The 1,013-nt window shown below is 74.5% G+C and carries 1 pseudogene; it reads left to right on the top strand.

What is annotated here, in order from left to right:
- Positions 1–1,013, top strand: a pseudogene (locus ACFWJO_RS41060) (RNA helicase); the annotation flags it as partial.

The raw sequence follows: 1,013 nt of genomic DNA on the forward strand, positions 1-1,013 counted from the left end.
CCGCCGGCGCGCTCAAGGCCGTGTTCGCCACGGAGACCCTCGCCCTCGGCATCAACATGCCGGCCCGCTCCGTGGTGATCGAGAAGCTGGTCAAGTTCAACGGCGAGAACCACGTCGACATCACGCCGGGGGAGTACACCCAGCTGACGGGCTGGGCGGCCCGCCGCGGCATCGACGTCGAGGGCCACGCCGTGGTGATGTGGCGTCCCGGGCTGGACCCGGCCGCCGTCGCGGGCCTGGCCTCGCGCCGCACCTACCCGCTGCGCTCCTCGTTCCGGCCCACCTACAACATGTCCGCGAATCTGCTGGCGCAGGTCGGCGCGGAGCAGGCGCGGGGCATCCTCGAGTCCTCGTTCGCCCAGTTCCAGGCGGACCGCTCCGTGGTGGGCCTGGCCCGCGAGCTCCGTTCGAAGCAGGCCAGCCTCGAGAAGTACGAGGAGGCCATGCAGTGTCACCTCGGCGACTTCGCCGAGTACCTCACCCTGCGCAAGGAGCTCGCGGCCGCGGAGAAGTCCGGCTCGCAGGGGCGCCGTCGAGCCCACCTGGCCGCCGTGAAGGACTCGCTCGCGAACCTCGCGGTCGGGGACGTCGTCGAGCTCGATGCCGGCCGCTCACTCGGCCGGGCCGTCGTCGTGTTCCCCGCCGGCAACCCCCAGAATCCGCGCGTCGGCGTCGTCACGGACAAGGCGCAGCTGCGCCGCATCACGGTGGACGACGTCGCCGGGCCGGTCGAGCCGGTGGCAGGCGCCGCCCTGCCCCAGGTGGTGCAGGTGAAGACGCCCGCGCAGCGCAAGGACGTCGCCGCGCTCATGCGCGAGGCCGTGCGCACGGGCCGCCCGCCCGCCGGAGGCCGCAGCACGGCGGGCTTCCGCCTCCGGGAGGACCCGGCCGCGCCCCGGGTCGAGGAGCTGCGCCGGGCGCTGCGCCGCCACCCGTGCCACGGCTGCCAGGACCGCGAGGAGCACGCCCGCTGGGGCGACCGCTGGTGGGCCATGCGGCGGGAGGTCTCCGTC

It is taken from the genome of Streptomyces sp. NPDC127092, from assembly GCF_042722475.1.
Classification (GTDB): Bacteria; Actinomycetota; Actinomycetes; order Streptomycetales; family Streptomycetaceae; genus Streptomyces.